The sequence below is a fragment of the uncultured Georgenia sp. genome (assembly GCF_937958535.1).
In the GTDB taxonomy this organism is placed as follows: Bacteria; Actinomycetota; Actinomycetes; order Actinomycetales; family Actinomycetaceae; genus Oceanitalea.
The window spans coordinates 1-4,124 of record NZ_CALGNQ010000022.1 but is presented as its reverse complement, the minus strand read 5'-3'; the positions used below and the strand labels follow the sequence as shown (position 1 = coordinate 4,124).

The window sequence follows — 4,124 nt, the reverse complement described above, 5'->3', positions numbered from 1 at the left end:
CGTAAGTCGCTGACCTGCACCGATGCGTGCGTGAGAGACCGATCTGAGGCACTAAGCGAATGACCGAACTCAGGCGTCACCGTCCCGGTCACATGAGGTTGACCAGGGCGACGTAGGTCAGGGTGCCGGCGCCCACGCTGAGCAGCGTGCGCCGGCCGCACGTGAGGTGGACGGCGACGGTCACCGCGGCGGCGAGGGCGGCTGGGAGCACCCGCCCCGACTCCCCCGCGGACCGCAGCGTCACGGCGGCGAGGATCGCGAGGATGCCCGCCGGCATCCAGGCCGCCATCGTCACGACGAAGCGGGACTCGCTCAGGGGCCGCAGCACGGCGAACGGCACCGCCCGCAGCGAGACGGTGATGACGAAGCCGATCGCGAGCACCGCGGCGACGTACCAGGGGTCAGGCACGAGCACCTCCGTGTCGGCGGGTGAGGAGGTAGCGCACGACGAGGCCGGCGACGAAGAGCAGCAGCCCGACGAGGAGGACCGAGTCGGGTGCGGCGACGGTCGCGGCGGTGAAGGCGAGGGCGGCGAGGAGCAGGGAGGGGACCTGCCGGCGGGTGCGCACGGCGTCCAGGGTGAGGGTGATGAACAGCGCGCACAGCGCGAACTCCAGTCCCTCGATGGGCCCGGGTAGCAGGCCGGCCACGGCCACCCCGGTGAGCCCGCCGAAAACCCAGTAGCACTGGAAGGCGACCTGCATCGACAGCAGCCGCCACGAGGTCCACCCCTCGGGGCGCACCGCCGTCATCGCGTAGGCCTCGTCGATGAGCGCGTAGACGGCGTAGGCGCGGGCGAGCGGGTTGCGCACGACGTGGATCGGGAAGGAGAAGGCGTAGAAGACGTGCCGGAAGTTGACCACGAGGGTGGTCAGCGCGATCGTCGCCAGCGAGGTGCCGCTGGTGATGAGCCCGACGAGGAGGAGCTCGAGGGACCCGGCGAAGACGGCGAGGGACAGCGCTGGTGCCATCCACCAGGGCAGCCCGGCCTGGACGACGATGAGCCCGAAGGCGACGCCCAGCGGGTACATGCCCAGGCCGGCGGCGAGGGACGCGCGGACCCCGGCGCGCACCTCGCGGAGCCCGCTGCCCCGTCCCCCGCTCGCCATCGTGCCCGCCGCTCAGCCGACGGTGAGGTCCGGGACGTCGTCCGGGGCGAGAGGTGCGCCGCGGTCGGCGGCGTCCCAGGCGGCCACGCACAGGGCCCGCCAGCCGTCGAGGCTGACGGTGACGGGTGCCTGCCCGAGCCGCTGCGGGTCGGAGGGACCCTGCGGGCCGGTCGGGTCGTCCACGAGCTCCAGGGCACCGTCGTGCACGCGCGCGACGGCCGCGCCGCAGCCCCACCAGCCGTCCTCGACGGAGTGGGGGCCGGGGTGGTGGGTGAGCAGGCCGCGCAGGTCGGTGGCGAGCAGGGCGGGCCGCTGGTGGGCGGGCGCCAGGACGACGTCGCGCGGGGTGGCGACCCCGGTGAGGACGAGCAGACCGGGGATACCGGCGGCGCGGGCACCCTCGAGGTCGGTGTCGAGGCGGTCCCCGACCGCGAGCGGCGCACGGGCGCCGACGCGCTCGGCCGCCTGTCGGAAGATCTCGGGCCGCGGCTTGCCGGAGGCGATCGCCTCCACGCCGGTCGCCTCGACGACGGTGCGGACCAGGGCCCCGTTACCCGGGGCGATCCCCCGCTCCCGGGGGATGGAGGCGTCCATGTTGGAGGCGACGTGGCGGGCACCGCGGGCGACGGCGTAGGCGGCTTCGGCCAGCTCGCGCCAGCTGACGTCCGGTGCGAAGCCCTGGACCACCGCGGCGGGCGCCTCGTCCGCGCTGTCGACGAGGCGGAAGCCGGCCGCCGCGAGGGCGGTGCGCAGCCCCTGCCCGCCGACCGGGAGCACCGCGGCCCCCGGCTCGAGGAGCTCCTGCAGGAGCAGGGTGACGGACTGGGCGGAGGTGACGATCTGCTCCTCGTCGCAGGGCAGTCCGAAGCCGCGGATCTGCGCAGCGATCTCCTCCGGCTCGCGGGAGGAGTTGTTCGTCACGTACAGCGGACGCAGCCCGCGCTCGGTCGTGTCCCGGATGGTCTCCACGGCGTGGGGGACGGGCTCGGGTCCGAGGTAGACGACGCCGTCGAGGTCGTAGAGGGCAGCGTCGAAGGCCTCGACGGGCGGCCGGGATGCGATGAGGGTGGCGCTCACGGGCGATTCTCCGGGTCGGTGTCGGTGAACAGGTCCAGCTCCCCCTGCTCCACGTCCGGCGCGGCGGCGGCGGGCTGGGGTGCGGGGTCGGGCTGCGGCTCTCCCGCCGGCTCGATGGAGGAGTCGGCCGCGGGCTCCGGCTCGTCCGCATGTGCGGTGGAGGGGGCCGCCACAGGCTCAGACTCGCTGGAACGTTCGGTCGAGGGGTCCGCCACGGGCTCCGACTCGACCGCACGATCGGTCGAGGGGGCCGCCACGGGCGTCCGGGCCGGCGCCACGAGCTCGGATGCCGACCCTGTCGGCTCACTCTCGGGAGCCTCGCTGCCCTCGAGCAGGTCGAGGACCACCGGGTCGGGCTCGGGCTCCACCGCACCGGCCTCGTGCCGTGCCGCGGCAGCCTCCTCGTGCCGGCCGAGCTCCTCGAGCCGGTCGGCGAGAACCTCGAGCAGGCGACTGCGGGGCTCCCCGCTGCGGACCGAGGGCAGCAGCTTGTCCACGACGAGCAGCCCGGCCTCGTGCTCGCCCAGGTCCGCCCGGGCACCGCTCTCGACGAGGGTGAGCTCGACGACCTCGGCGAGTGGAAGGTCGCGACGCTTCGCCGCGGCGACCACGGCCAGCGCCCGTTCGGGCCGACCCAGACCCCGCTCGCAGTCCGCCTCGATGGCGGGGTGGAGGTCCTCACCGCTGAGCCGCCGGACCGTGCGCACCTCGCGCAACGCCTCGGGGTACCGGCCGGTGGCATAGGCGGCGAGCGCGACTGCCTCGCGCACGACGGCGACCCGTCCGGCCTTCCGGGCGGCGGCCTGGGCGTGCTCGTAGGCGCGTTCCGGGTCGACGTCGATGAGGCGGCCGGCCATGACCAGGTGCTTGGCCACGCGGTCGGCGTTGTCCTTGGTCAGGGTGCGCAGGCCGGCCCGCGCTGCTCGGTCCAGCAGCTGCGGCGTCACGTCCTCGTCCACCGGGGGGTCCTGCGGTCGGTCGGTGTCGCGCCGCTGAGCGGCGGCACCGGCCGAGGGCCGGGCACTGCGCTCGACACGACCCGTCCCGCCGGCGCCGCCCCTGCGAGGGCCTGCGCCGCCGGCGGACTGCGGACGACCGCGGCGGCTGTCACCGCGGTCCTCCCAGCGGCGCGGGCGCGAGTCGTCGGCCTCGCGGCGAGGATCACGGCCCTGGTAGCCGCCGGTCGCACCGTCGCGGCGCCCCTGTCCACCCCGGTAGCCGCCGGTCGGCCTGGGGCCGACCCGCCCGGGCCGCTCGGACCGGTCCTCCTGCCCCGGACGGCCGTCACCGCGACGGCCGGATGCGCCGGCGCCGAAGGGCCGGCCACCCGAACCCGCAGCCCGCCCGGCCCGCTCGGATCGGTCGCCCTGCCCCGGACGGTCCTCACGAGGAGGGCCGGACTCATCAGTGCCATAGGGACGGCCCGCACCGCGGCGGGGGACACCTCCGGTCCCGCGGGGCGACCGACCGCCCCTGGAGTCGGCACCCGCCGTCGCACGACGTGACGCACTGCCCTGCTGACGACGGTCGCCGTCACGCTGTGGGCGGCCACGCTGTGGGCGGCTCCCGTCACGCTGTGGCCTGCCGCCGTCACGTCGAGGCCGGTCCGAGCCCGGCTCTGCGCGATCGCTGGCACGCGGGTGACGGTCGCCGTCGCGCTCACGGCGGTCACGCCCCTGCTCGCGGCGCTCGTCGCTGCGACCGTGACGCGCACCGGCACCGTCCTTGCGCGGCTCGTCCCCGCGGGCCTCGCGGGCGCGGTCCGAGGGCTCCCGCCCTCGCTCGGGCGTGCCGTGGTCCGGGCGTGGACCAGGACGGTCGTCGCCGTTCGCGGCGTTCTCTCCGTGGTCGTTCATCGGTAAACCTTCCTGGCACACCCTCCGGAAACGCGTGTGGGCCGCAACAGTGGTTGCGGCCCACACGGTAATGGGTGTTCGG

4 protein-coding genes are annotated in these 4,124 nt (G+C 75.4%); all 4 read right to left on the bottom strand.

The features are described from left to right. Positions 1 to 88: 88 nt before the first annotated feature. The 4 genes from Q0195_RS01000 to Q0195_RS00985 are packed head-to-tail and all read right to left on the bottom strand — an operon-like array spanning position 89 to position 3,145. On the bottom strand, positions 89 to 409 hold the full coding sequence (locus Q0195_RS01000; protein ID WP_299273351.1) for an AzlD domain-containing protein: 321 nt from the start codon (positions 407 to 409) through the stop codon (positions 89 to 91). Next, entirely contained in the window at positions 402 to 1,109 is a 708-nt protein-coding gene (locus tag Q0195_RS00995; RefSeq protein ID WP_299273349.1) for an AzlC family ABC transporter permease, read from the bottom strand. The genes Q0195_RS01000 and Q0195_RS00995 overlap by 8 nt, the downstream gene beginning before the upstream one ends. Positions 1,110 to 1,121: 12 nt before the next feature. Further along, complete coding sequence (locus tag Q0195_RS00990; protein ID WP_299273347.1) at positions 1,122 to 2,186, bottom strand: HAD-IIA family hydrolase; 1,065 nt, start codon at positions 2,184 to 2,186, stop codon at positions 1,122 to 1,124. Further along, complete coding sequence (locus tag Q0195_RS00985) at positions 2,183 to 3,145, bottom strand: hypothetical protein (RefSeq protein WP_299273344.1); 963 nt, start codon at positions 3,143 to 3,145, stop codon at positions 2,183 to 2,185. The genes Q0195_RS00990 and Q0195_RS00985 overlap by 4 nt, the downstream gene beginning before the upstream one ends. Positions 3,146 to 4,124: the final 979 nt, after the last annotated feature.

Bases quoted from the DNA above. Each gene is read 5' to 3' on its own strand.
- Q0195_RS00995 (WP_299273349.1), bottom strand. From the start codon at position 1,109: ATGGCGAGCGGGGGACGGGGCAGCGGGCTCCGCGAGGTGCGCGCCGGG.